Origin of the sequence: Mycobacterium sp. 1081908.1, assembly GCF_001673535.1 — a bacterium.
GTDB lineage: Bacteria > Actinomycetota > Actinomycetes > Mycobacteriales > Mycobacteriaceae > Mycobacterium.
This window is the reverse complement of sequence record NZ_LZLY01000041.1, coordinates 1-22,001: the sequence shown is the minus strand read 5'-3', so window position 1 is coordinate 22,001 and position 22,001 is coordinate 1. Positions and strand designations below refer to the sequence as shown.

Genomic DNA, 22,001 nt, shown 5'->3' with positions numbered 1-22,001 from the left:
CTCACCACCGGCGACTACTTCGAATTCCACGGCGAGTTCTACGACATTCCCAAGACCAAGATGACCCCGGCCCCGACCAAGCCCGTCCCGATCCTCATTGGCGGTCACGCCGACGCCGCGCTGCGCCGCGCCGCACGCCTCGACGGCTGGATGCACGGCGGTGGCGATCCGGAGGAACTCGACGCGCTGCTCGCCAAGCTCAAGCGCTATCGCGACGAAGCCGGCAAGACCGGGCCGTTCGAGATCCACGTCATCTCGGTCGACGCCTACACTCCGGACGGCATCAAGCGGCTCGAGGACAAGGGCGTCACGGACGTCATCGTCGGCTTCCGCATTCCTTACATCATGGGCAAGGACACCGAGCCGCTGGACAACAAGATCCGCAACCTGGAGATGTTCGCCGAGAACGTGATCGCGAAGGTGTGAGCGGCTTTCAGTGTGAGCTCACGGCTTTCAGCGTGAACCCATGGCGCGATTCCTTCGCGTTCACCGCCCAGGAGTCACACCGAAAGCCACGGCTTCACACTCAACGTCCGAAGGTTAAAGTTTAGCCCTCACAGCGGATCCCACATGGGGGCGCGCTTCTCCATGTGGGCCATGGCCGCTTCGGCCGGGTTGTTGGTGAACCCGCTGAGGATCTGGGTGCGGTTCTCCAGCTCGATCGCATGCCGCAGGCTCGGCGCGTCCAGCGCCGCGTTGAGCCCAATCTTGGTCTGCCACACGCCATACGCGTTGTTCCCGGCGATCTCGCGCGCTTTGCGCAGCGCCGCGGCCATCAGCTCGTCCGGCGCCACCACCTCGTGCACCAGGTTGATGCGATAGGCCTCGGCCGCGTCGATGATGCGGCCGGTCAGCATCAGTTCGCGCGCGACCCCGGCGCCGACGATCTTGGGCAGCAGGTAGCTGGTGCCCATGTCCATCGACGAGAAGCCGGCCTTGATGAACACCGATCCGAACCGGGCGGTCTCGGACGCGACGCGGATGTCGCTGACCAACGTGAACGCCAACCCGCCGCCGACGGCGACGCCATTGACCGCGGCGATCACCGGAATGGGCAGCTCGTAGATCCGGGTGAACAGCTCGGCCAGGCGAACCTGCGAGTCGTAGTTCACCTTGAACGGCGGGCTGGTCGGTCTGGGCTTGGTCCAGGCCTCGCCGGTGCCGCTGAGATCGGCGCCGGCGCAGAAGCCGCGCCCGGCGCCGGTCAGGATCGCGACTCGGTGCTCGCCCTCGCCGAGGGCGTCGAGGGCCTCCTCCACGCCGCCGATCAGCGCCCCGTCGATCGCGTTCAGGCGCTCCGGGCGGTTCAGGGTGATGCGGGCGATGTTGTCCTCGAGAGTTTCGAATTCCACTGCGGGCATACGGGAACCGTAAGCGATACATCGGATATTCAGAGATCCGGCCTAGCATGCAACCATGACGCGAAGCGAGGGCGATACCTGGGATCTGGCCAACAGCGTGGGCGCCACCGCCACCATGGTTGCCGCGGCGCGCGCGGCCGCCACCAGGCGTCCGCAGCCCGTCATCACCGACGAGTACGCCGAGCCGCTGGTCCGGGCCGTGGGGCTGGACGTGTTCACCAAGTTGGCCAGCGGCGAGGTCGACTCCGACGAGCTCGAGAGAAGCGTCGGATTTCCCCGGTTCGTCGACACCTTCGCCGCCCGCGCCCGGTTTTACGACGACTACTTCGCCGCGGCCGGGAAGGACGGCGTGCGCCAGGTCGTGATCGTCGCGTCCGGGCTGGACGCCCGCCCGTATCGGCTCGCGTGGCCGGCCGGCACGACGGTGTATGAGATCGACCAGCCCGAGGTGATCGCGTTCAAGACCGCGACGCTGTCGGCGGCCGGCGCGGCGCCGACGGCCGAACTCCGTACCATCGGCATCGACCTGCGGGAGGATTGGCCGGCGGCCCTGCAGGAGGCCGGCTTTGACCCCGCGCAGCCCACGGCGTGGCTGGCCGAGGGGGTGCTCATCGGGTTTCTCCCGCCGGAGGCCGAGGTTCGGCTGCTGGACTCGATCACGCCGCTGTCCAGTCCGGGCAGCCGCTTCGCCGGGGACTACGGGTCGCTCAACGACGCTTCGCGGGCCGCGGAGGAGCAGGCGCGGCGCACGGCCGAGGGCTGGCGCCGCCACGGGCTCGACATGGACATCGCCGCCCTGACCTATCCCGGCAAGCACACCGACGTCGCCGCACACCTGGGCGCCGACGGGTGGGCCACGACCACGTACTCCCTCTCCGACCTCTTCACCGCGGCGGGACTGCCGGAACTGCTGGAGACCGAGCACGGCCCGGCCGCCACGATCAATTTCGTGCGGGCGATCAAGGCCTGACCCTCGCGGTCACGACGATCGCTTGGCGAGCCACTCGGCCTGCATCACCAGCAGCGCCATCACCTCCAATTGCGGTGTGTCCGAGTCGAGTTCGCGGTAGCGCTGATAGACGTTGACGACGACCCGCTCGGCGTCCAGCCAGGTCGCGTACTCGCCGAGGTCGATCGTGTCGGCGGCCTCGGCCCACGACAGGCCCCTGCGGTAGGCGGCCTCCGCCTGTTCGGCGACGTGCGCGAGATACCCACGGACCGCGCGGATCCCATCCGGATCGGTGACCGGCCCATGGCCCGGCACCACGATCGGGGTGTCGAGCGCGATCATCGCGTCGCACGCAGCGATCCAGTTGGCGATCGGGCCGGCCCACACGATCGGGGTGCAGCCGATGAACAGCAGGTCGCCGCCGAACAGCACCCCCGCGTCGGGCACGTGCACCACGGAATCGGCGGCGGTGTGGGCGGGGCCCAGGTTCAGCAGGTCGATGCGGCGCCCGCCGACATCGATCGTCAGCTCGTAATCGAACGTCTGGTCGGCGTTGCGCAGTTTGATGCCGCTGAAGTCGAAGTGCCCGAAGCGATCTCGCACGTACGGGGTGGCGACGGGGCCGAGGTTCGCGGTCTGCGCCATGGCCAGCATCTCGGGCGCCATGCCGTGCGCGATCTCGTCGGCGGTGCCCTGCGCGGCCAGGATGCGCACCGACCTCTCGAGCAGCTGGTTGCCGTGGGTGTGATCGCCGTTGGAGTGGGTGATCAAAGCGTCGGTGATGGGCGCGGAAGAGGTCATCGGCCGCATCGCGGTGAGCATCTCGCGGGTCAACGCCAGGTCGAACAGCGTGTCGACGAGCAGCGACGCGCCGTCGCCCGCGACCAGCCCGGCGTTGCTCCACCCGTATCCCCCATCCGGGAGCGTCCACGCCCACACCCGGTCGGCGACCTCGTGCAGGCCGCGGGTGTAGGGCACCTTCGCCGGCGCCCGGTTGACCCGTGGCGCGGCGGGCGCGGCGTCCGGGTCGCGCCGGGCGGCCAGGGGGTGCGGCGGGGCGCTGCCGCGCACGGTTTGCCGGGTCTCCCCCAATCCCTGGACCCGCAGGGTGACGACGTCCCCGTCGTGCAGCCAGCCCGGAAACGATTCCAGCGCAGCGGGATTGAGGTGCTCGACGAGCGTGCAGGTGGGCACGGTTCCGGAGCCGATGACGTCGCCGGGCGTGAGTGTCACGCCGCGCGAGACGTAGGAGATGACCTCGCCGAAGCTCCAGTCCATCTGGGCGGTCGACCCCGAACCGATCACCGTGTCGTTGACCAAGGCCGTCGCCTGTAGGTCGAGCCTGCCGTCGCGGCGGTAGGGCTCGAGCTCGTCGGGCGTCACCAGGTAGGGGCCCAGCGTGACCCCGCTGTCCTTGCCCTTGCCCTGACCGATCGCGAGCTGGCTTTCCCGCTGCTGCAGATCTCGCGCGGACCAGTCGTTGAAGATGGTGTAGCCGATGATGGCGCGTTCGGCTTGTTCGACGGTCAGGTCCCTGCCGCCGACGCCGATGACGGCGGCGATCTCCAATTCGAAGTCCTGCCACGCGCTTCCGGGCGCCGTCGGGGCGTCCTCGTAGGGTCCCAAAACAGTCGCGGGGCAGGCGAAGTAGAACGCGGGGATGCGGTACCAGGTGTCGGCGAGCTCACGGCCGCCCCCCATAGCGGCCTGGCAGTTGCGCATGTGATCCAGGAAGCACAGCGAGTCCCGGATCGAGGGCGGGCGCGGGATCGGCGCCAGCACCGTCACCTCGTCGAGCCGCGCCCGCGCCGACGGGGACCGCAACGCGTCCTCGCCGGCCTCGCGTAGCCCGTCGGCGCCGCGGCCGATCAGGTCGAGCAGCGTCACGCCCGGCGGCATCGAGTGGACGGTGTCACCGGAGAGCACCCCGGCGCGTTCGCCGTCGCCACTTCGAAAGGTCAACCACTTCACTCGCGTACCACCTCACTTGGTTCCTTGTCCGGGCGCAGCCCGCGCCAACTCGATTGGCGCAAGCGGTCATCCGGGGTCCATTCGCTGTAGCGCACCTCGCCGACCAGGACCGGCTCGACGAACGTCACTCCCTTGGCGTCCTGCCGGGACAGTGGCGGGTGGAACGGGGATTGGTCGGTCCGCAACGGCGCCAGCGTCTTCTTCAGGTTCGCCAGGTCGCGTTCGGTGAAGCCGGTGCCGACCTTCCCCGCGAAATGCAGACCGCCGTCACCGGGGATGCCCATCAGCAGCGAGCCGATGCCGCTGGTGCGCCCGCCCTCCCCGGCTTTCCACCCGCCGATGACGACTTCCTGGGTGTTCCAGTTCTTGTCCTTGATCCACGACGCCGAACGCCGGCCCGGCTGATACGTGGAGTCACGTTTTTTCCCGACCACACCCTCCCAGCCGTGTCGGCGGGAGTGCTCGAGCGCCTCGGCGCCGTCACCGGGCAGCAGGTCGGGCACGATCAGATTGCCCGCGCCGCCAAGGACTTCCAGCAGCTTGCGCCGGTCGGAGTAGCGGGCGCGTAGCAGTGAGCGGCCGTCCAGGTACAGCAGGTCGAACGCCCAGTACTCGACGCGGGAGCCGCGCCCCCGGTTCTGCATCCCGTGGAAGCTGGGCACCCCGTCCTCGTCCAGGATCACGGCCTCGCCGTCCAGCACCACGTGATGTTCGGCCAGATCGGCTGCGAGGGAACGTAATTCGGGGTATTCCTTGGTGACTTCGCGGCCGCGCCGCGATCGGATCCGCAAGGCGCCGTGATCAACCTCCACCAGGAGCCGGTAGCCGTCCCATTTGCCCTCGAATGCCCACTGGCCGCCTTTGCGGGCGGCCACCGAACCCTCCGAGGCGAGCATCGGGGTGATGGTGTCGAACTCGAAGACCTTCTGGTCCTTCATCCGGTGCGCCAGCCATTGGTTGCCGTTGGTCTGAATCAGCGCGTAGCGCCCGGAGATCCGGTTGCCGTGCAGGTTGACGATGACCTCATCGTCGAGAAATTTCTCGGCCTCGTAGGTGCCGGCATCCCAGATGACCACCTTGCCGGCGCCGTACTCCCCTTTGGGGATGTTGCCCTCGAACGTCCCGTATTCGAGGGGGTGGTCCTCGGTGTGCACGGCGAGGTGGTTTACCGACGTGGTCTCGGGCAGGTTTTTCGGCACCGCCCAGGACACCAGCACCCCGTCTCGCTCCAGCCGGAAGTCGTAGTGCAGCCGGCGGGCGTGATGCTCCTGAATGACGAACGAATTGCCCTGGCCGGTAACGGGTTTCCCAGCCGGTACCGGCTCGGGAGTCTTCGACGCGTCCCGCATGCTGCGGTACTTGCTGAGCCGGTCGCTGACCGGGGCGTCGACGTCCAGCTGGGCCAGCAGGTCGCCGTCGCGCGCGACCCGGTCGAGCACTTCGTCGTAGCGCAGTTGGCCCACCGCGGGATCCTCGAGTTCTTCCCAGGTGCGCGGCGCCGCGACGGTCGGATGTTCGCGCCCACGCAGCGAGTACGGCGCGATGGTGGTCTTCGAGCCGTTGTTCTGGCTCCAGTCGAGAAAGACCTTGCCCGCCCGCAGGCTCTTGGTCATGGTCGAGGTGACGAGCTTGGGCATCGCCTGTTCCAGTTGCTGGGCAACACGTTTGGCCAACACGGTGGCGCCCTTGCTGCTGACCGGGTTATCCAGCGGCGCGTAGAGGTGCACCCCCTTGCTGCCGCTGGTGAGCGGAAAGGTGGTCAGCCCGATGCCGGTGATCAGGTCCCGCACGGCGTGGGCGACCTCGCAGAGTTGCGGCATCGTCACGCCTTCGCCCGGATCCAGGTCGAACACCAATCGCGTTGCCGGGCCGGGCTTGAGCTCCTCGGCCCTGCTTCGGGTCCACTCCGCGACGAACCGCCACTGCGGAACGTGCACCTCCAGCGCCGCCTGCTGCGCGATCCAGGCCAGCCCGTCGGGGCTGTCGATGATCGGATAGGTCGTCGTCCCGGACCGGTGGGTGACGCTGGCCCGCGGCAGCCAGTCCGGCGCCGAGGATGCCAGCTGCTTCTCGAAGAACGACTCCTGCTCCACGCCGTTGGGCCAACGCTTGCGGGTGGCCGCGCGCCCGGCGATGTGCGGCAGCATCACCTCGGCGATGCGGGTGTAGTAGTCGAAGACGTCGGCCTTCGTCGTTCCGGTGGCGGGGTACAGCACCTTGTCGGCGTTGGTGAGCTTCACCCGTGCTGCCATGCTGTCAACCTACGCGTTTCAACGCTGTTAACTGCTCTGACCACCGATTATCGGCATCACTGTCAGTTTGTTTTGTGACATCAACCACGGAGGGGTTAACCCTGCGACCGCGTCGAGGCACAGTGGAAACGGTGTTTGATGTCATCGCCTCCCACTGCCGTCCAAAAGGCGGCGTCCCGCTGAGCGACGCCACACTGCAATTGCATTCGCAACGAATCGACGTACCCACCTACGACAGGTCGGCCCTTCAGCGGGCCGTCGTTCACATCGGCGCGGGCAACTTCCACCGCGCACATCAGGCCGTCTACTTCGACGACCTCGCCCGCTCCGGCATTTCGGATCGTTGGGGGGTAACCGGCATCAGTCTCCATTCCCCCGACGTCAAAGACTTGCTGTCGGCCCAGGATGGGCTGTACACCGTGGTACAGCGCGGCCATGACCGCCAAACCGCCCGTGTCGTCGGGTCGATCGGTTCCCTTCATTACGCACCGAACGACCGCGCCGCCGTCAGTGCAGCCCTGGCAGACCCCGAAACCCGCATCGTCAGCCTGACGATCACATGCAACGGATACTTCCTCAACCCCGCCACCGACGAATTCGACGCCGACCACCCCGACGTGCGCGCCGACCTCGTCGCCTCCGACGGATATGCCACCGCGTGGGGATATCTGGCCGAAGCTCTCGACCGCCGTCGCCGCGCAGGCGTCGCGCCGTTCACCGTGCTCTGCTGCGACAACTTTCCCGCCGACACCCAGCCGGCGAGGACCGCGCTGGTATCGTTCGCGGCCCTGAAGGACCCCCGGCTTGCCCGGTGGATCGACACGCATGTCGCCTTCCCCTCGACCATGGTCGATCGCATCACCCCGCAAACCTCGAAGTCGGAGCGCAAGTTCGTCGAGCAGACCTTCGGCGTCGCCGACAAATGGCCCGTCGTGACCGAACCCTATTCCCAATGGGTGATCGAGGACTCCTTCAGCAATGGGCGCCCACCGCTCGACCTGGTGGGTGCCGAATTCGTGACCGACGTCCGGGAGCACAAGCTGATCAAGACCCGTCTGCTCAACGGAACCCATATCGCGCTCGCGTGTTTGGCCACACTCGCCGGATACCAGCGCACCGACCAAGCGATGCGGGACCGCGTCATCTTCGACTATGTAGAGAAGCTTCTGGGCGACGAGATTCAGCCACTGTTGCCCGCGGTCCCCGGAATGAACACGCCCGAGTACCGGGGCACGGTGCTCGATCGGCTCAGCAACCCCCGAATGAGCGACCAATTGTCGCGGCTGGCTCGACGGGGAACGAGCAAGATAGCGTCGTTTGTGCTGCCCTCCCTGCAGGACGCGATCGCACGCGGTAGGCCGCACACGCTGCTGATGTTGGCCGTTGCCGGATGGGCCCGTTATATGCGCGGCCACGACCTCAGGGGGCGCAAGTTCCGCCTCGAAGACTCGCAGGCGATACCCGTGGCCAGGTTGGCCAACATGGCACGGAACAACCCCGAACCGCTGCTGAGGCATGAGATGTTCACCGAACTGCGCGCGGTTCCGGGCTTTGCGGACCGGCTGGGCGACATGATTACTGACATCGACGAGCGTGGTGTGGTGGCCACGCTGCGGGATGCGATGCGCGACGACGAGCGGGAGTTGGTGTCGCGATGAACGGCGGGCTGACCCTTGTGCGCCCATTCGACCCGGCGCCGATCACCACCTTGCTCTGCGACGCCGACGACAACCTGTTCGGCTCGGAGAGACCGGCGTTCGAGGCGTCGACCGAGGTGACGAATCGTTTCCTGGCCAGGTTCGGGGTGAGGGCTCCGTTCAGCTGCGACGAATTGCGTAAGCGGGCGGTCGGGAAAAACTTTCGTGCCATGGCTCTCGACCTGGCGGTGCAGTGCGACGTGCCGCTCGATGCGGTGTTGGCCGAGGGCCGCCCCGAAGCGGTGGTGGCCTCGGCGCGCGATTTGGCGAGCGGCGACGCATTGTCCGCCGACGAACTCGAGCAGTGGGTGCGCGAAGAGCGCGAACGGGTCACCGCTCACCTGGCCGTCACCCTGACATCCGACCCGCAGGTGCTGGAACCGTTGAACGAGCTCGCGAGCCACTACGCACTGGCGGCGGTCAGCTCCAGCGCCACCAAGCGCCTGCGTGCCTGCTTCACCGCCACCGGCCTCGACGCGCTGATGCCGGAGGCCGTGACCTTCAGCGCGGAGGACTCTCTTGCGGTGCCGACGAGCAAACCCGACCCGGCGGTTTATCTGCATTGCGGCGAGGTACTCGGTGTCGCAGCGGAACAGGGGCTGGCCATCGAAGACTCCGTGGCCGGCGTGACTTCCGCGGTCGCTGCCGGGTACACATGCGTCGGTAACCTGATGTTTGTGCCACCTGACGAATGGGATTGCCGCCGTGCAGAATTGATTGATGCCGGCGCGGCGGCGATAACCGATTCGTGGCGTGCCCTTGCCGATTCCCTGCTGTCGTCGGCCGTGCCGGCCGGAGGTTCCCCCCTCACGTAGGGCTGTGACTGGTCCGAGACGGGCCCGCGACCGGTCGAAGCGGCTGGGCTGCGGCCCGCCGTGGTCGTACCGTCGATAAGTGTCGCGAGCCCGGTAACGATCGGGCAGTGGCCCGGGGAGGAGTTGGCCAATGGTGGCTAGCCCAATCGATCTCAATAATGCGTCGCTGTCCAAGCTGCCGATCGAGGCTCCGAATTATGACCGCGGCAGCGTGACCGTCGGTATCGCGCATATCGGAGCCGGGCATTTCCACCGGGCGCATCAGGCCGCGTACATCAACCTGCTGCTCCAGCAGGGCCTGGCATACGACTGGGGCATCTGCGGCGTAGGGGTGATGGCCGCCGACTGGACCATGCGTGATGTCCTCGACGATCAGGACGGGCTGTACACGCTGATCTTGGAGCATCCCGACGGCAGCCGGGCCGCGCAGGCGATCGGCTCGATCGTCGACTACCGCTATGCCCCGGACGATCCGGAAGCGGCGTTGGAGGTGCTGGCCGCGGCATCCACCCGGATCATTTCGCTGACCATCACCGAAGGCGGATACTGCGATCCCGAGGGGCCGGCGTTCGCGTTGATCACCGAGGCGCTCGCCAGGCGGCGTGGTCAAGGAATCCCCGCGCCGACTATCGTCTCCTGCGACAACATCGAGAACAACGGTGAGGTAGCCAGGCGTACGGTGCTCGCCAGTGCCGAGCGCCTAGATCCCGGGTTGGCCCAGTGGGTGGCGGAACATGCCCGGTTCCCGAGCTCGATGGTCGACCGCATCACTCCGGCAACGACTTTGGAGATGGCTGCGGAAGTGCGGCGTGACTTCGGCGTCAATGACCGCTGGCCGGTGGTGGCCGAGCCGTTCACCGCTTGGGTGATCGAAGACGACTTTGCCGATGGTCGCCCGCCGCTGGAGCGGGCGGGGGTGCTGATGGTCGACGATGTGCGCCCGTACGAGCTGATGAAGTTGCGGCTGCTCAATGCGGGGCATCAGTGCCTGGCCTACTTCGCCCATCTGTGCGGATTCAAGTTCGTTCACGATGCGGCGCGTGATCCGCTCTTCGCCCGATTCCTGCTCTCCTACTTCGACACCGAGGCCATCCCCACGCTGCCGCCCGTGCCAGGGATAGATCTTCATGAATACGGCCGCACTCTGGTCGAGCGGTTCGCCAACCCCGCCATCCGCGACACCGTTGCGCGGTTGTGCGCCTATTCCTCGGACCGCATCCCGAAATGGCTGGTTCCCGTCATCTGCGACAACCTGGCCAGCGGCGGGCCGGTTCGACTGGCGGCCGCGGCGGTGGCCAGTTGGGCCCGCTACGCCGAGGGGGTCGACGAGTCGGGCAAGCCGTACGAGGTGGTGGATCAGCTGGCGGACTCGCTCGTCCCGATCGCCCGGTCGCAGCACCACAATCCCACTGGGTTCATTGAGGTCACCGCGCTGTTCTGCGATCTGGCCCACCAACCGCGGTTTGTCGAGGCGTACCGCTGGGCCCTGGATTCCTTGCACCGCAAGGGGGCTCGGGCGACGCTCGAGGCGTTGGCGCGATGACCCGCGGGCTGGTGATCGGCGAGGCGCTGGTCGACATCATCGACGGTGCCGAGCATCTCGGTGGCAGCCCGCTCAACGTCGCCGTCGGGCTCGCCAGGCTGGGGCGCGACGTCGACTTCTTGACTTACATCGGCGACGACCCGCACGGCCGGCGCATTGTTGATTACGTCAAATCCTCAGGCGCACAACTTGTTCCGGGAAGCGCCTCCGCTACTCGGACACCGACGTCGGTCGCGACGATCGCCGACGACGGGTCCGCCGCTTACGTATTCGACCTGGATTGGCAACTGTCCGGCACACCCGAAGTCGCGCCGCCGCTGTTGGTGCACACCGGCTCGATCGCCGCCGTGCGCGAGCCGGGGTGCCTGGCGGTCGCGGCGCTGCTCGACACCTACCGAGTGTCCGCCACCGTCAGCTTCGACCCGAACGTGCGCCCGTCGCTCGTCGCCGACCGGGATCAGGCCCGCGACCGCATCGCGCGCCTCGTCGAGCGCAGCGACGTCGTCAAGGCCAGCGACGAGGACCTGAGCTGGGTCGACCCCGACCGCGACCCCGAGTCGACGGCCCGAGCGTGGCTGGCGTCGGGACCGGCGATCGTCGTCGTGACGATGGGTGCCCGGGGCGCGGTGGCGTTCTGCCCGGCCGGCGAGGCGCGGGTGGCCGCCAGGCCCGTCGACGTGGTGGACACCGTCGGCGCGGGTGACGCGTTCATGGTCGGCCTGCTGGACGCGCTCTGGGGAATGGGACTGTTGGGCGCCGCCCGGCGGGCCGCCCTGCGCCAGATCGGGCTCGACGCGCTGACGGCGGCGCTGCACGCCGCGTGCCTGTCGTCGGCGTGGACCGTCGGCCGCGCCGGCGCCGACCTGCCAGATCGGACCGCACTGGATGAATAGCCTTGGCAGCGACGAACGTCGAGATCGGATCGCGTGGGCGGGACGCATCGGTGCCGCGGTGACCGACAGCGACGAAATGGCGCTGCAGAAGCGGCTCGCTGTCGCGCTGTTCGCGGGGACGGTGCCGCTAACGCTGCTGTGGAGCACCATTTATCTCGTGGTGCGCGTCCCACTGGCCGCCGCGATACCGGCGTTCTATTCGCTTTTCACCCTCCTGAACACGGCCTTGTTTGCCTGGACCCGCAAGCTCGGAACCTACCGCTTCACCCAACTGTTCCTGATCCTGATCTTGCCGTGGCTGGTAACACTCGCGCTGGGCGGCTTCCGGCCGTCCAGCGTCGTCATCATCTGGGCCGCGCTCTGTCCCCTGGGATCACTTCTCCTCGAGGAACCCAGGCGGACACTCGTCTGGATCGTGGGCTTCGTCGCGCTGCTGATCGTGACCGCACTCCTGCAGTCCCACCTGACTCCGGCAAGCCTGCCCAACACCTTCGTCACGTGGTTCTTCGTGTTCAACGTCGGATCGGTGATCGCGATCGCGTTCGGCCTTCTGCACTATTTCGTCCGGCGCCGAAACTATTTCCAGCAACGCTCGGAGATGCTGCTGCTCAACATCCTGCCGAAGGAGATTTCCGAGGCGCTCAAGAGGCAACCGCGCGCGATCGCCGCGCACTACGACGACGCCAGCATCCTGTTCGCGGACATCGTGGGGTTCACCCCGATGGCGGCGACCATGACGCCGCTCGCCCTCGTCGAGCTGCTGAACGAGGTGTTCCAGTGCTTCGATGCGCTCGCCGACAAGTACGACCTGGAGAAGATCAAAACGATCGGCGACTGTTACATGGTCGCCGCCGGCGTGCCGCGCCGGCGGCGCGATCACGCCCAGGCCCTGGTCAACTTCGCGCTCGACATGAAGGCCGAGATCGGCCGGCGCACGTTCGGCGGGCGAACGCTCGCGTTCCGCATCGGCATCAACTCGGGGCCCGTGGTAGCGGGCGTCATCGGCCGGAGAAAATTCATCTACGACCTCTGGGGCGAGACCGTCAACATCGCCAGCCGCATGGAGTCGCACGGCCACAGTGGCGCCATTCAGATCACGCGGAAGACGTTCGACCTCGTCAACGACGAATTCGACTGCGAAGCGCGCGGAACGATCGAGGTCAAGGGCGCCGGCCAGCTCGAAACCTGGAGCGTGACGGGAAGGAAGCCGAAACTGTCGCCGACCTGAGGCTTTACCCGGTCGTCGTGCGGGCATACTGACTGAATGCGTTCCATCTGGAAGGGTTCGATCGCGTTCGGACTGGTGAACGTCCCGGTCAAGGTGTACAGCGCCACCGAGGACCACGACATCAAGTTCCATCAGGTGCACGCCAAGGACAACGGCCGCATCCGCTACCAACGCATCTGCGAGAAAGACGGCGAGGTCGTCGAATACCGTGACATCGCCCGGGCGTTCGAGTCCGACGACGGCCAATCGGTGATCATCACCGACGACGACATCGCCACCCTGCCCGAAGAACGCAGCCGCGAGATCGAAGTCCTCGAGTTCGTCCCGGCCAGCGACGTCGACCCGATGCTGTTCGACCGCAGCTATTTTCTCGAGCCGGATTCGAAGTCATCGAAATCCTATGTGCTGCTTGCCAAAACGCTCGCCGAGACCGATCGGATGGCGATCGTGCACTTCACGCTGCGCAACAAGACGAGGCTGGCGGCGTTGCGCGTCAAGGACTTCGGCAAGCGCGACGTGATGGTTGTGCACACGTTGTTGTGGCCCGACGAGATCCGCGATCCCGACTTCCCCGTGCTGGACAAGAAGGTCGACATCAAGCCCGCGGAGCTCAAGATGGCCGGGCAGGTGGTGGAGTCGATGGCCGAGGAGTTCAACCCGGATCGCTACCACGACACCTACCAGGAGCAGCTGCACGAGCTGATCGAGGCGAAACTCGAAGGCGGTGAAGCGTTCACCGTCGAGGAGCAGCCGAAGGAACTGGACGAGACCGAGGACGTCTCCGACCTGCTGGCCAAGCTGGAGGCCAGCGTCAAGGCGCGCTCCGGTGACGGCAAGGCGCCGGCCAAGAAGGCGCCGGCGAAGAAAGCGGCCACGAAGAAAGCCCCCGCGAAGAAGGCGCCGGCCAAAAAGGCAGCCGCCAAAAAGACGCCGGCCAAGAAGGCCGCATCAAAGTCCTGACCGGGCTCGGCGGTCAGCGCCGCCGGGCCGACACGAAGCGGAACCCGGCGGCCAGCAGGTTGATCGCCGCGACGATGATGATCAGGCTCAGCGCCGCACCCCAGATGCGCAGGAACCCGGCGCGCTCGGGATTGGTGAGCTCGGTGTAGATCAACAGCGGCAGCGAGGCCATGTTGCCGTGGAACATGTCGAGGTTGATGGAGCGGCTGTAGCCGACCAGCACCAGCACCGGCGCGGTTTCCCCGATGACGCGCGCGACCGAGAGCAACACACCCGAGACGATGCCCGGCATCGCGATCGGGATCACGATCCGCACGATCGTCTTCCATTTGGAAACGCCGAGCGCATAGCTGGCTTCCCGCAGGTCGTCGGGCACCAGCCTGAGCATCTCCTCGGTGGACCTCACCACCACCGGCAACATCAGCAGGACCAGCGCCAACGACACCGCAAAGGCGCTCTGCTGGAAGCCCAGGGTGGCGATCCAGAGGCTGAAGACGAACAGCGCGGCGACGATCGAGGGCACCCCGGCGAGCACGTCGACCATGAACGTCGTCAGCCGCACCAGCCGGCCGGACCCGTATTCCACCAGGAATACGGCGGTCATCAAGCCCAGCGGCACGGACAGCAGGGCGGCCACACCGGCCTGCACCACCGTCCCGTACAGCGCGTGGTAGACGCCGCCAGCAAACTCCTCGGGCAGCACGCCGCGCAGCGAGTGGGTCCACCAACCCGAGCGGGTGACGGCGTACCAACCGCGCGCGAGCACCACGCCCAGCACCCACGCCAGCGGCACCAGCGCCACGAGGAACGAGGCGACGAAGAACGTCGTCGCGGCGTTGTTGGTGATCCGCCGCCGCAGGCTCAGCGGGCTGAAGACGTCCGGTTTGACCGGCAGGTCGAGCGCGTCGATCGTCATCCGTTGACCTTCCCGCCGGCGATCGCGCGCGCGGTCGCATTCACGATGAAGGTTAGGACGAACAGCGCGAACCCTGCGGAGATGTAGGCCCCGGTCGGCAGCGGTTCGCTGAATTCGGCTGCGGCGGAAGCGATCTTGGAAGCGAAGGTGTAGCCGCCGTCGAACAGCGACCAATTGCCCGGGCGGGCGGCCGACCGCAGGATGATCAGCACCGCCACGGTCTCTCCCAGGGCCCGGCCCAGCCCCAGCATCGAGGCCGCGATGACACCGCTGCGTCCGAACGGCAGCACGGTCATCCGCACCACCTCCCACTTGGTGGCGCCCAACGCTTGCGCCGCTTCCATCTGAATGGGCGGGGTCTGGCGGAACACTTCGCGCGACACCGAGGTGATGATCGGGAGGATCATCACCGACAGCACGATGCCGGCGGTGAAGATGGTGCCGCCGCCGGCCAGGGAGACGTTGCCCTGCTTGAAGAGGAACAACCAGCCCAGGTTGCGGTTGAGGAATTCGGCCAGCGGTTCGATCTTGGGCGCCAGCACGAATATTCCCCACAACCCGAAGATGATCGACGGCACCGCGGCCAGCAGGTCGACCATCGCGCCGAACGGTCGGGCCAGTCGCTTGGGCGCGTATTGGGTGAGGAACACCGCGATCCCGACCGCGACCGGCACCGCCAGCACCAGTGCGCTAACCGAACTGAGCACCGTGACCATGAGCAGGTCGCGGATGCCGAACGCGAGGTGGTCCGCCTTGGTTGTGTTGAACTCGGCGCTGGTGAAGAAGTTCGCGTGGTCCGCGCGCAACGACGGGATCGCGCGAACCAACAGGAATATCGCGATCAGCGCGATCGCGAACACAATCGTCGACCCGGCCGCCGCGGCGACCAACTTGAACAGTCGGTCGCCGCGGTGCGCCTTGTGCGGATCGGTCGCCTTCAGCGCAGGCTGAGTCCCCGTCGAGGGACTGGCGATCGCTCCGCGGGTCATGGCATCCCGGATCACGCGATCGCGTTGACCGCGGTCGACAACTTCGACTTGAACGAGTCCGGAATGGGGATGTATCCGTTGTCCGCCAAGCCATTTTGGCCCGCGCCGACGGTGCTCTGCAGGAACGCCTTCACGGCAGCGCCGACCTGGGAATCGGGATACTTCGAGCAAACGATCTCGTAGGTCGCCAGCACGATCGGGTACGAACCGGCCTGCGTCGGCTTGTAGAACGAGTTGGTGTCGAGCACCAGGTCGTTGCCCTGCCCCTTGACGGTGGCACCGGAGATCGTCTTGCCGACGGAGTCGGCGCTGATGGCGACCGCATCGGTCCCGGGCGCCGTGACGATCTTGGCCATGTTCAGGTTCTGGGCCTTGGCGAACGACCACTCGTTGTAGGTGATCGACCCCTCGGTGGCCTTGATGGCGGCCGAGGTGCCGTCGTTGCCCTTGGCGCCCTCACCGACGCCGCCGTTGAACGTCTTTCCGGCGCCCTTGCCCCACGCGCCGTTGGACGCCGCGTCGAGGTACTTCTGGAAGTTGTCCGTGGTCCCGGACTGGTCGTTGCGGAAGACGACGTGAATCGGCTCGGCCGGCAGGGCGGTCCCGCCGTTGAGGCCCGCGATCGCCGGATCGTTCCAGGTGGTGATGGCGCCGTTGAAGATCTTCGCGGCGGTCGGGCCGTCCAGGCTCAGCGAACTGACACCCTTGACGTTGTAGGTGATCGCGATCGGGCCGAACACGACCGGCAGGTTCCACGCCGGCGAGCCGCAACGCTGCTGCGCCGCGTCATACTCTTTTTGAGCCAGCGGCGAGTCCGATCCACCGAAATCGGTTTGGTTGCCGTTGAATTCGCTGATTCCGGCACCCGAGCCATTGGCGGTGTAGTTCAGGGTCTGCCCAGGGCAGGCCTGTTCGAACGCGTTGACGAAGCGGGTCATCGCGTTGGCCTGGGCCGTCGAGCCGCTGGCCTTGAGGGTTTTCTTGCCGCCGCAAGTCACTTTCTCCGCCGCCGCACCGGAAGTCGCGCTTCCCCCGCTCGCATTGTTGTTGTCGTTGCCACACCCGGATAACACCAAAGCGGCGCTAGCCAAGACACCCAGCGCGGCGCCAAATCGGTTCAGTTTCAATTCGCTTCCTAACAGTAGGGATGAAACGTCGCCGCCGCCGGAGGCTGCGGCGCGGCAAACCAGCCATCACTCGCAGCCATGTAGCTAACAGTAACAAGGTTAACGTTCGGAGAATTCTGACCGGCATTCCTCACCGCGCGAACGAGCGGCCAATTGCGGCCTCGGGGGCATTGCATCGCGGCGCCGATATGACAAACTAGAACCTGTTTCAGAAATGCCGTGATCGGAGTCGGCGAGGTTTGCTACCGTTTCGCCGGACAACTCGAACAGAGAGGCCGCAATGATCCTTGACAGGTTCCGTCTGGACGACAAAGTCGCCGTCATCACAGGTGGCGGGCGCGGCCTCGGTGCGGCCATCGCGCTGGCGTTCGCCGAGGCAGGCGCCGATGTGCTCATCGCGTCGCGCACCCAATCTCAACTAGATGCCGTCGCCGAACAGGTCCGCGCCACCGGCCGCCGCGCCCACGCCGTCGCCGCCGACCTGGCCCATCCCGAGTCGACCGCGGAACTAGCCGATCTGGCCGTCGAGGCCTTCGGAAAACTAGACATCGTCGTCAACAATGTCGGCGGCACCATGCCCAACACCCTGCTGACCACCTCGACCAAGGACCTCAAGGAGGCGTTCACCTTCAACGTCGCCACCGCGCACGCGCTAACCACCGCGGCGGTCCCGTTGATGCTGGAGCACTCCGGTGGCGGCAGCATCATCAACATCACCTCGACCATGGGCAGGCTGGCCGGACGCGGATTCGCCGCCTACGGCACAGCCAAGGCCGCGCTCTCCCACTACACTCGGCTGGCCGCGCTGGACCTGTGCCCGCGCATCCGCGTCAACGCCATCGCGCCGGGGTCGATCCTGACGTCGGCGCTGGACGTGGTGGCCTCCAACGAGGAGCTGCGCGCACCGATGGAGAAGGTCACGCCGATGCGCCGCCTCGGTGATCCCGTCGACATCGCCGCCGCCGCAGTCTATTTGGCGTCCCCGGCCGGCAGCTTCCTCACCGGTAAGACCCTGGAGGTCGACGGTGGGCTCACCTTCCCCAACCTCGACATCCCCGTCCCGGACCTGTGAACTGAAGACCACTAAGGAGCCCGCCATGGCCATACCCGTCGTTCAGTTGGGCACCGGCAACGTCGGCGTTCACGCGCTCAAGGCGCTGATCACCAATCCGGAGTTCGAGCTCAGAGGCGTGTGGGTGTCGTCAGATGCCAAGGCCGGCAAGGACGCGGCGGAGCTTGCCGGACTTGCGGATCCGACCGGCGTGGTGGCCAGCACCGACCTCGACGCCGTGCTCGCCACCGGTCCGCAGTGCGCCGTCTACAACGCCCTGGCCGACAATCGCCTGCCCGAGGCCCTCGAGGATTACCGCCGCGTTCTCGCCGCCGGAATCAACATCGTCGGCAGCGGCCCGGTCTTTCTGCAGTACCCCTGGGAAGTGATCCCCGAGGAGCTCATCAAGCCGCTGGAAGATGCCGCGCGCGAAGGCAATTCGAGCCTGTACGTCAACGGCATCGACCCGGGCTTCGCCAATGACCTGCTGCCGCTGGCGCTGGCCGGCACCTGTCAGAGCATCCGGCAGATCCGCTGCATGGAGATCGTCGACTACGCCACCTACGACAGCGCCGCCGTCATGTTCGACGTGATGGGATTCGGCAAGCCCCTCGACGAGATCCCGATGCTGCTGCAGACCGGTGTGCTGAGCCTGGCGTGGGGGTCGGTGGTGCGGCAATTGGCTGCGGGCCTGGGGATTACGCTCGACAGCGTCGCCGAGGAATACATCCGCGAGCCCGCGCCCGAGGACTTCGACATCGCCTCGGGGCACATTCCGAAGGGCACCGCCGCCGGGCTGCGGTTCGAGGTGTTCGGAATGGTCAACGGCGACCCCGTCGTCGTCCTGGAACACGTCACCCGGTTGCGCGAGGACCTGCGGCCCGACTGGCCCCAGCCCGCCCAGCCCGGCGGCTCCTACCGCATCGAGATCACGGGCGAACCGTCGTACGCGATGGACATCTGCCTGAGCAGCCCCAACGGCGACCACAATCACGCCGGACTGGTCGCCACCGCGATGCGGGTCGTCAACGCGATCCCCGCGGTGGTGGCCGCCCCGCCGGGCATCGTGACGACCCTCGACCTACCCCTGGTGCCCGGGCGGGGGCTCTACGCGCCGGAGTGATCCATCGCACGGCATGAAACACCGCCGTTTCGGCGTTGCCCCGAATGGTCTTCAGAGGGGCGGCACGAAAAGGGGAAAGCCATGACCAAACGGCGGGTTCTCGTGAGCGGGGCATCCAAGGGCATCGGCCGCGCGGTCGTTGACCGGCTCTCGGCCAGTGGGTACGACGTGATCGGCCTCGCCCGCACCGCGCCGCCGGACTTCCCCGGGCAATTCCACGCGGTCGACCTCGCCGACCGGGCCGCCACCGCGGAAACCCTCGACGCAATCGTGGCCGAAGGCGTCGTCGACGCGGTGGTCAACAACGTCGGCTTCGCCCGGTTCGGCCGCATCGGCTCGATCGAACTGGACGATCTGTTCACCACCTACGACATGAACGTGCGCACCGCGGTACAGGTGGTGCAGGCCGTTCTGCCGGGCATGATCGAGTCGAAATGGGGTCGCATCGTCAACGTCACCAGCCTGACGACGCTCGGGGTCGCCGAACGAACCCCCTACGCCGCGTCGAAGGCCGCGCTGGAAACGTGCACCCGCATCTGGGCGGGCGAGCTTGCCGAGACGGGGATCACCGTCAACGCGGTATCGCCCGGGCCGATCGAAACCGAGATGTACCGCGAGCGCAGCCCCGTCGGATCAGAACGCGAGGGTCGTCTGCTTGCGTCGATTCCGGTGCGGCGCGTCGGCACGCCCACGGAGATCGCTCATGTGATCGCGATGTTGCTGCATGAGGACGCCGGCTACATGACGGGTCAGATCGTCCGGGTGGACGGGGGCGGGAGCATCGGCGCAGCATAATCCACGGCGTTGCCGGTAGCCCGGCGGCTCGGCACAGTGTTCGGTTAACCTAACTTTTTTATTCGAGAACGTGGATCGAGGGTCGATACGTTGGCGCAGGGCACCGAGGCCTCGCTCAAAAAGAGCTGGTATCTGCTCGGCCCCGCGTTCGTCGCCGCAATCGCCTACGTCGACCCCGGAAACGTCGCGGCCAACGTCAGCGCCGGCTCGCAGTATGGCTATTTGCTGCTGTGGGTCATCGTCGCCGCCAACGTGACGGCGGGCCTGGTGCAGTACCTGTCCGCGAAACTCGGGTTGGTCACGGGACGCTCGCTGCCCTCGGCGATCGGCAAGCGGATGGGTCGTCCGCTGCGCCTGACGTTTTGGGCGCAGGCCGAAATCGTCGCCATCGCAACCGATGTCGCCGAAGTCATCGGCGGGGCGATCGCGCTGCGCATCCTGTTCGGCCTGCCGCTGCCGGTCGGCGGGATCATCACCGGCGCGGTCTCGATGCTGCTGCTGGCGATCAGGGACCGCCGCGGGCAACTCCTATTCGAGCGCGTCATCACGGGCCTGCTGCTGGTGATCGCCGTAGGCTTCGCGGCGAGTTTCTTCGTCGCAACGCCACCGCCCGAGGCCGTGCTGTCGGGATTGCTCCCCCGATTCCACGGCAGCGAAAGCGTGTTGCTGGCCGCCGCCATCCTCGGCGCCACCGTGATGCCGCACGCGGTGTATCTGCACTCCGGCCTGGTCCTGGATCGGCACGGGCATCCCGCGCCCGGCCGCGACCGGAGCTGGCTGCTGCGGGTCACGCGGGTGGACGTCGTGTTGGCGATGGCCGTTGCCGGCATGGTCAACGCGGCGATGCTGCTCGTCGCCGCGATCAACCTGCAGGGCCACAACGAAAGCGCGTCCATCGACGGCGCCTACACCGCGATCCACAACACGTTGGGCCCCACGATCGCGGTGCTGTTCGCGATCGGGCTGCTCGCGTCGGGCTTGGCGTCCTCGTCGGTGGGCGCCTACGCCGGCGCCATGATCATGCAGGGATTGCTCCATCTGTCGGTTCCCATGCTGGTGCGCCGGCTGGCGACGCTGTGCCCCGCCGTCGCGATCCTGGCGCTCGGCTGGGACCCGACCCGCGCGCTGGTCATATCGCAGGTGGTGCTGTCGTTCGGCATCCCGTTCGCGGTGCTTCCGCTGGTCAGGCTCACCAGCAACCGCGACCTGATGGGTACCAACGCCAACCATCCCGTCACGACGGTCATCGGGTGGGCGGTCGCCGTGATGGTCAGCGTGCTCAACGTGGTGCTGATCTATCTGACTGTGGCGGGTTAGCCACGGGAGCGCACATACCCGCGCGAACCGACCATCGCCTTATAGAGCGGCTTCCGGTGCGCCGAACGTGAACCAGGTGCGAAAAATCGCGCGAAATATCGCAGTGAGTGCACGTTCGGTGGCGCGCTAACCGCCTGGGCGTCATCATCACCGCGGCCCGTCTAATGCCAAGAGCTCTACAAGTACCGTTGCACGCCGCCGTGGCCGTGGCATGTTCCGCTCGAGTGGGGATGTTCGCTGAACGACCAACTCCCATCTGCGCACTGGGCGGTCGCGTTGGGCGGCTGCGGGCCGCCCTTCTGCGGATAGGGCACGCAATCCCCGGATACGGCGGTGTAGCAATTGCCACCGCCAGGTGACGAGTTAGCCGGTGACGCGAACCCGACGGCGGCCAGCACTATGGCCGCAGCGATGAAAGTAAGCCGGGAAAACATGTTCCCGAACCTCCCTGCTTGCAGACGTTCCTGCTGGTGACCGTCCCGACGCGCCGGTGGGGAGCGTATGCGTCCCGACGGTTGGCCACATGGGAAATTGTGAAAATTGTGCGCAGATGCGGAACCGGCCCGCGAACTAGCGGGCCGCAAGAAAATCGCAAGAACTTCGCGAAGACCCGGCAAGCGGCGCGGGCCAGCCTAAAGATGCCGGCCGCGGCGCGGTCAGAAAAAGTCTTCCAAAAAATGTCCGACTTACGCCCGGTGCGTCCTCCTACCTATGACGGCGGCCCAACCCGGGTCGCGAACCGCACCGAAAGAAGCAGCTCATGAGCACCTGGCACGACATGGATCGAACCGTCCTGGCGCCGCGCGTCGACGATGTGACCGAGGCCTGGGCCTGGGCGTCGAGCCCGCTCGGCAACCCGACCGACGAGCGCAGCGATCTCGGTCACGAATTTCCGACCGACCTCATCACCCCGGCCACCAACCGCAAGTCCATCGACAAGCTGTGGGTGGGCGCGGGTGTCATCGGCCTGATCGGCGCGGGCGTCGCGTTGAGCGTCGCGCTGCTCGCCGGGCC

20 protein-coding genes are annotated in these 22,001 nt (G+C 66.8%); 13 read left to right on the top strand and 7 right to left on the bottom strand.

What is annotated here, in order from left to right; translation table 11 throughout:
* The coding region (locus A5655_RS06335) for an LLM class flavin-dependent oxidoreductase (RefSeq protein ID WP_156764733.1) at window positions 1–426 on the top strand (426 nt) is incomplete at its 5' end.
* 128 nt (window positions 427–554) lie between these two features.
* Here A5655_RS06335 and A5655_RS06330 read toward each other — a convergent pair.
* Window positions 555–1,352, bottom strand: coding sequence for an enoyl-CoA hydratase/isomerase family protein (locus A5655_RS06330; RefSeq protein ID WP_197508614.1), 798 nt, complete (start codon window positions 1,350–1,352; stop codon window positions 555–557).
* Window positions 1,353–1,416: 64 nt separating this feature from the next.
* Here A5655_RS06330 and A5655_RS06325 point away from each other — a divergent pair, with 64 nt between their 5' ends.
* Entirely contained in the window at window positions 1,417–2,331 is a 915-nt protein-coding gene (locus tag A5655_RS06325; RefSeq protein WP_067006910.1) for a class I SAM-dependent methyltransferase, read from the top strand.
* 9 nt (window positions 2,332–2,340) lie between these two features.
* Here A5655_RS06325 and A5655_RS06320 read toward each other — a convergent pair whose 3' ends face one another.
* Together A5655_RS06320 and A5655_RS06315 are read right to left on the bottom strand one after the other, a co-directional pair.
* Complete coding sequence (locus A5655_RS06320; RefSeq protein WP_067006906.1) at window positions 2,341–4,281, bottom strand: fumarylacetoacetate hydrolase family protein; 1,941 nt, start codon at window positions 4,279–4,281, stop codon at window positions 2,341–2,343.
* Window positions 4,278–6,533, bottom strand: a complete 2,256-nt coding sequence (locus A5655_RS06315; protein ID WP_067006903.1) for an ATP-dependent DNA ligase — start codon at window positions 6,531–6,533, stop codon at window positions 4,278–4,280. Before A5655_RS06315 ends, A5655_RS06320 begins: the two co-directional genes overlap by 4 nt.
* Window positions 6,534–6,664: 131 nt before the next feature.
* Here A5655_RS06315 and A5655_RS06310 point away from each other — a divergent pair, with 131 nt between their 5' ends.
* From A5655_RS06310 to A5655_RS06285, 6 genes are all read left to right on the top strand, one after another.
* Window positions 6,665–8,191, top strand: coding sequence for a mannitol dehydrogenase family protein (locus A5655_RS06310; RefSeq protein WP_067006920.1), 1,527 nt, complete (start codon window positions 6,665–6,667; stop codon window positions 8,189–8,191).
* A complete protein-coding gene (locus A5655_RS06305; RefSeq protein WP_067006899.1) occupies window positions 8,188–9,045 on the top strand; it encodes an HAD family phosphatase in 858 nt (285 codons plus the stop codon). Before A5655_RS06310 ends, A5655_RS06305 begins: the two co-directional genes overlap by 4 nt.
* 130 nt (window positions 9,046–9,175) lie before the next feature.
* The gene (locus A5655_RS06300; RefSeq protein WP_067006895.1) at window positions 9,176–10,588 is read left to right on the top strand and encodes a mannitol dehydrogenase family protein; all 1,413 of its coding nucleotides are present in this window, start codon (window positions 9,176–9,178) and stop codon (window positions 10,586–10,588) included.
* Window positions 10,585–11,481, top strand: coding sequence for a carbohydrate kinase (locus A5655_RS06295; protein ID WP_067006892.1), 897 nt, complete (start codon window positions 10,585–10,587; stop codon window positions 11,479–11,481). The genes A5655_RS06300 and A5655_RS06295 overlap by 4 nt, the downstream gene beginning before the upstream one ends.
* A gap of 58 nt (window positions 11,482–11,539) precedes the next feature.
* Window positions 11,540–12,709, top strand: coding sequence for an adenylate/guanylate cyclase domain-containing protein (locus A5655_RS06290; protein WP_067006889.1), 1,170 nt, complete (start codon window positions 11,540–11,542; stop codon window positions 12,707–12,709).
* 36 nt (window positions 12,710–12,745) lie between these two features.
* A complete protein-coding gene (locus tag A5655_RS06285; protein ID WP_067006886.1) occupies window positions 12,746–13,669 on the top strand; it encodes a Ku protein in 924 nt (307 codons plus the stop codon).
* A gap of 13 nt (window positions 13,670–13,682) precedes the next feature.
* On the opposite strand, the gene pstA is transcribed toward A5655_RS06285, so the two are convergent.
* The 3 genes from pstA to pstS are packed head-to-tail and all read right to left on the bottom strand — an operon-like array spanning window position 13,683 to window position 16,701.
* Window positions 13,683–14,585 (bottom strand): phosphate ABC transporter permease PstA, encoded by a 903-nt coding sequence (gene pstA / locus A5655_RS06280; protein WP_067006883.1) that lies wholly within the window; start codon window positions 14,583–14,585, stop codon window positions 13,683–13,685.
* Window positions 14,582–15,574: a phosphate ABC transporter permease subunit PstC gene (gene pstC / locus A5655_RS06275; protein WP_067006916.1), complete on the bottom strand. Its 993-nt coding sequence runs from the start codon at window positions 15,572–15,574 to the stop codon at window positions 14,582–14,584. Before pstC ends, pstA begins: the two co-directional genes overlap by 4 nt.
* Window positions 15,575–15,585: 11 nt before the next feature.
* Complete coding sequence (gene pstS, locus A5655_RS06270; RefSeq protein WP_067006880.1) at window positions 15,586–16,701, bottom strand: phosphate ABC transporter substrate-binding protein PstS; 1,116 nt, start codon at window positions 16,699–16,701, stop codon at window positions 15,586–15,588.
* Between the two features lie 280 nt (window positions 16,702–16,981).
* Here pstS and A5655_RS06265 point away from each other — a divergent pair, with 280 nt between their 5' ends.
* The 4 genes from A5655_RS06265 to A5655_RS06250 all read left to right on the top strand — a co-directional run bounded on the left by A5655_RS06265 (window position 16,982) and on the right by A5655_RS06250 (window position 20,987).
* Window positions 16,982–17,773 (top strand): SDR family oxidoreductase, encoded by a 792-nt coding sequence (locus A5655_RS06265; RefSeq protein WP_067006877.1) that lies wholly within the window; start codon window positions 16,982–16,984, stop codon window positions 17,771–17,773.
* Between the two features lie 25 nt (window positions 17,774–17,798).
* Window positions 17,799–18,875, top strand: coding sequence for a diacylglycerol kinase (locus A5655_RS06260; protein ID WP_067006874.1), 1,077 nt, complete (start codon window positions 17,799–17,801; stop codon window positions 18,873–18,875).
* 81 nt (window positions 18,876–18,956) lie between these two features.
* Window positions 18,957–19,670: an SDR family oxidoreductase gene (locus tag A5655_RS06255; RefSeq protein ID WP_067006871.1), complete on the top strand. Its 714-nt coding sequence runs from the start codon at window positions 18,957–18,959 to the stop codon at window positions 19,668–19,670.
* Between the two features lie 60 nt (window positions 19,671–19,730).
* Window positions 19,731–20,987, top strand: coding sequence for an Nramp family divalent metal transporter (locus A5655_RS06250; protein WP_231999085.1), 1,257 nt, complete (start codon window positions 19,731–19,733; stop codon window positions 20,985–20,987).
* 176 nt (window positions 20,988–21,163) lie between these two features.
* Here A5655_RS06250 and A5655_RS29200 read toward each other — a convergent pair whose 3' ends face one another.
* Window positions 21,164–21,421, bottom strand: coding sequence for a DUF3761 domain-containing protein (locus A5655_RS29200; RefSeq protein ID WP_082978514.1), 258 nt, complete (start codon window positions 21,419–21,421; stop codon window positions 21,164–21,166).
* A 326-nt stretch (window positions 21,422–21,747) separates the two neighbouring features.
* Here A5655_RS29200 and A5655_RS06245 point away from each other — a divergent pair.
* The coding region (locus tag A5655_RS06245) for a hypothetical protein (protein WP_156764732.1) at window positions 21,748–22,001 on the top strand (254 nt) is incomplete at its 3' end.

Bases quoted from the DNA above. Each gene is read 5' to 3' on its own strand.
- A5655_RS06265 (WP_067006877.1), top strand. From the start codon at position 16,982: ATGATCCTTGACAGGTTCCGTCTGGACGACAAAGTCGCCGTCATCACA.
- A5655_RS06260 (WP_067006874.1), top strand. From the start codon at position 17,799: ATGGCCATACCCGTCGTTCAGTTGGGCACCGGCAACGTCGGCGTTCAC.
- pstA (WP_067006883.1), bottom strand. From the start codon at position 14,585: ATGACGATCGACGCGCTCGACCTGCCGGTCAAACCGGACGTCTTCAGC.
- pstC (WP_067006916.1), bottom strand. From the start codon at position 15,574: ATGACCCGCGGAGCGATCGCCAGTCCCTCGACGGGGACTCAGCCTGCG.
- A5655_RS06300 (WP_067006895.1), top strand. From the start codon at position 9,176: ATGGTGGCTAGCCCAATCGATCTCAATAATGCGTCGCTGTCCAAGCTG.
- A5655_RS06315 (WP_067006903.1), bottom strand. From the start codon at position 6,533: ATGGCAGCACGGGTGAAGCTCACCAACGCCGACAAGGTGCTGTACCCC.
- A5655_RS29200 (WP_082978514.1), bottom strand. From the start codon at position 21,421: ATGTTTTCCCGGCTTACTTTCATCGCTGCGGCCATAGTGCTGGCCGCC.
- A5655_RS06325 (WP_067006910.1), top strand. From the start codon at position 1,417: ATGACGCGAAGCGAGGGCGATACCTGGGATCTGGCCAACAGCGTGGGC.
- A5655_RS06305 (WP_067006899.1), top strand. From the start codon at position 8,188: ATGAACGGCGGGCTGACCCTTGTGCGCCCATTCGACCCGGCGCCGATC.
- A5655_RS06255 (WP_067006871.1), top strand. From the start codon at position 18,957: ATGACCAAACGGCGGGTTCTCGTGAGCGGGGCATCCAAGGGCATCGGC.
- A5655_RS06295 (WP_067006892.1), top strand. From the start codon at position 10,585: ATGACCCGCGGGCTGGTGATCGGCGAGGCGCTGGTCGACATCATCGAC.
- A5655_RS06285 (WP_067006886.1), top strand. From the start codon at position 12,746: ATGCGTTCCATCTGGAAGGGTTCGATCGCGTTCGGACTGGTGAACGTC.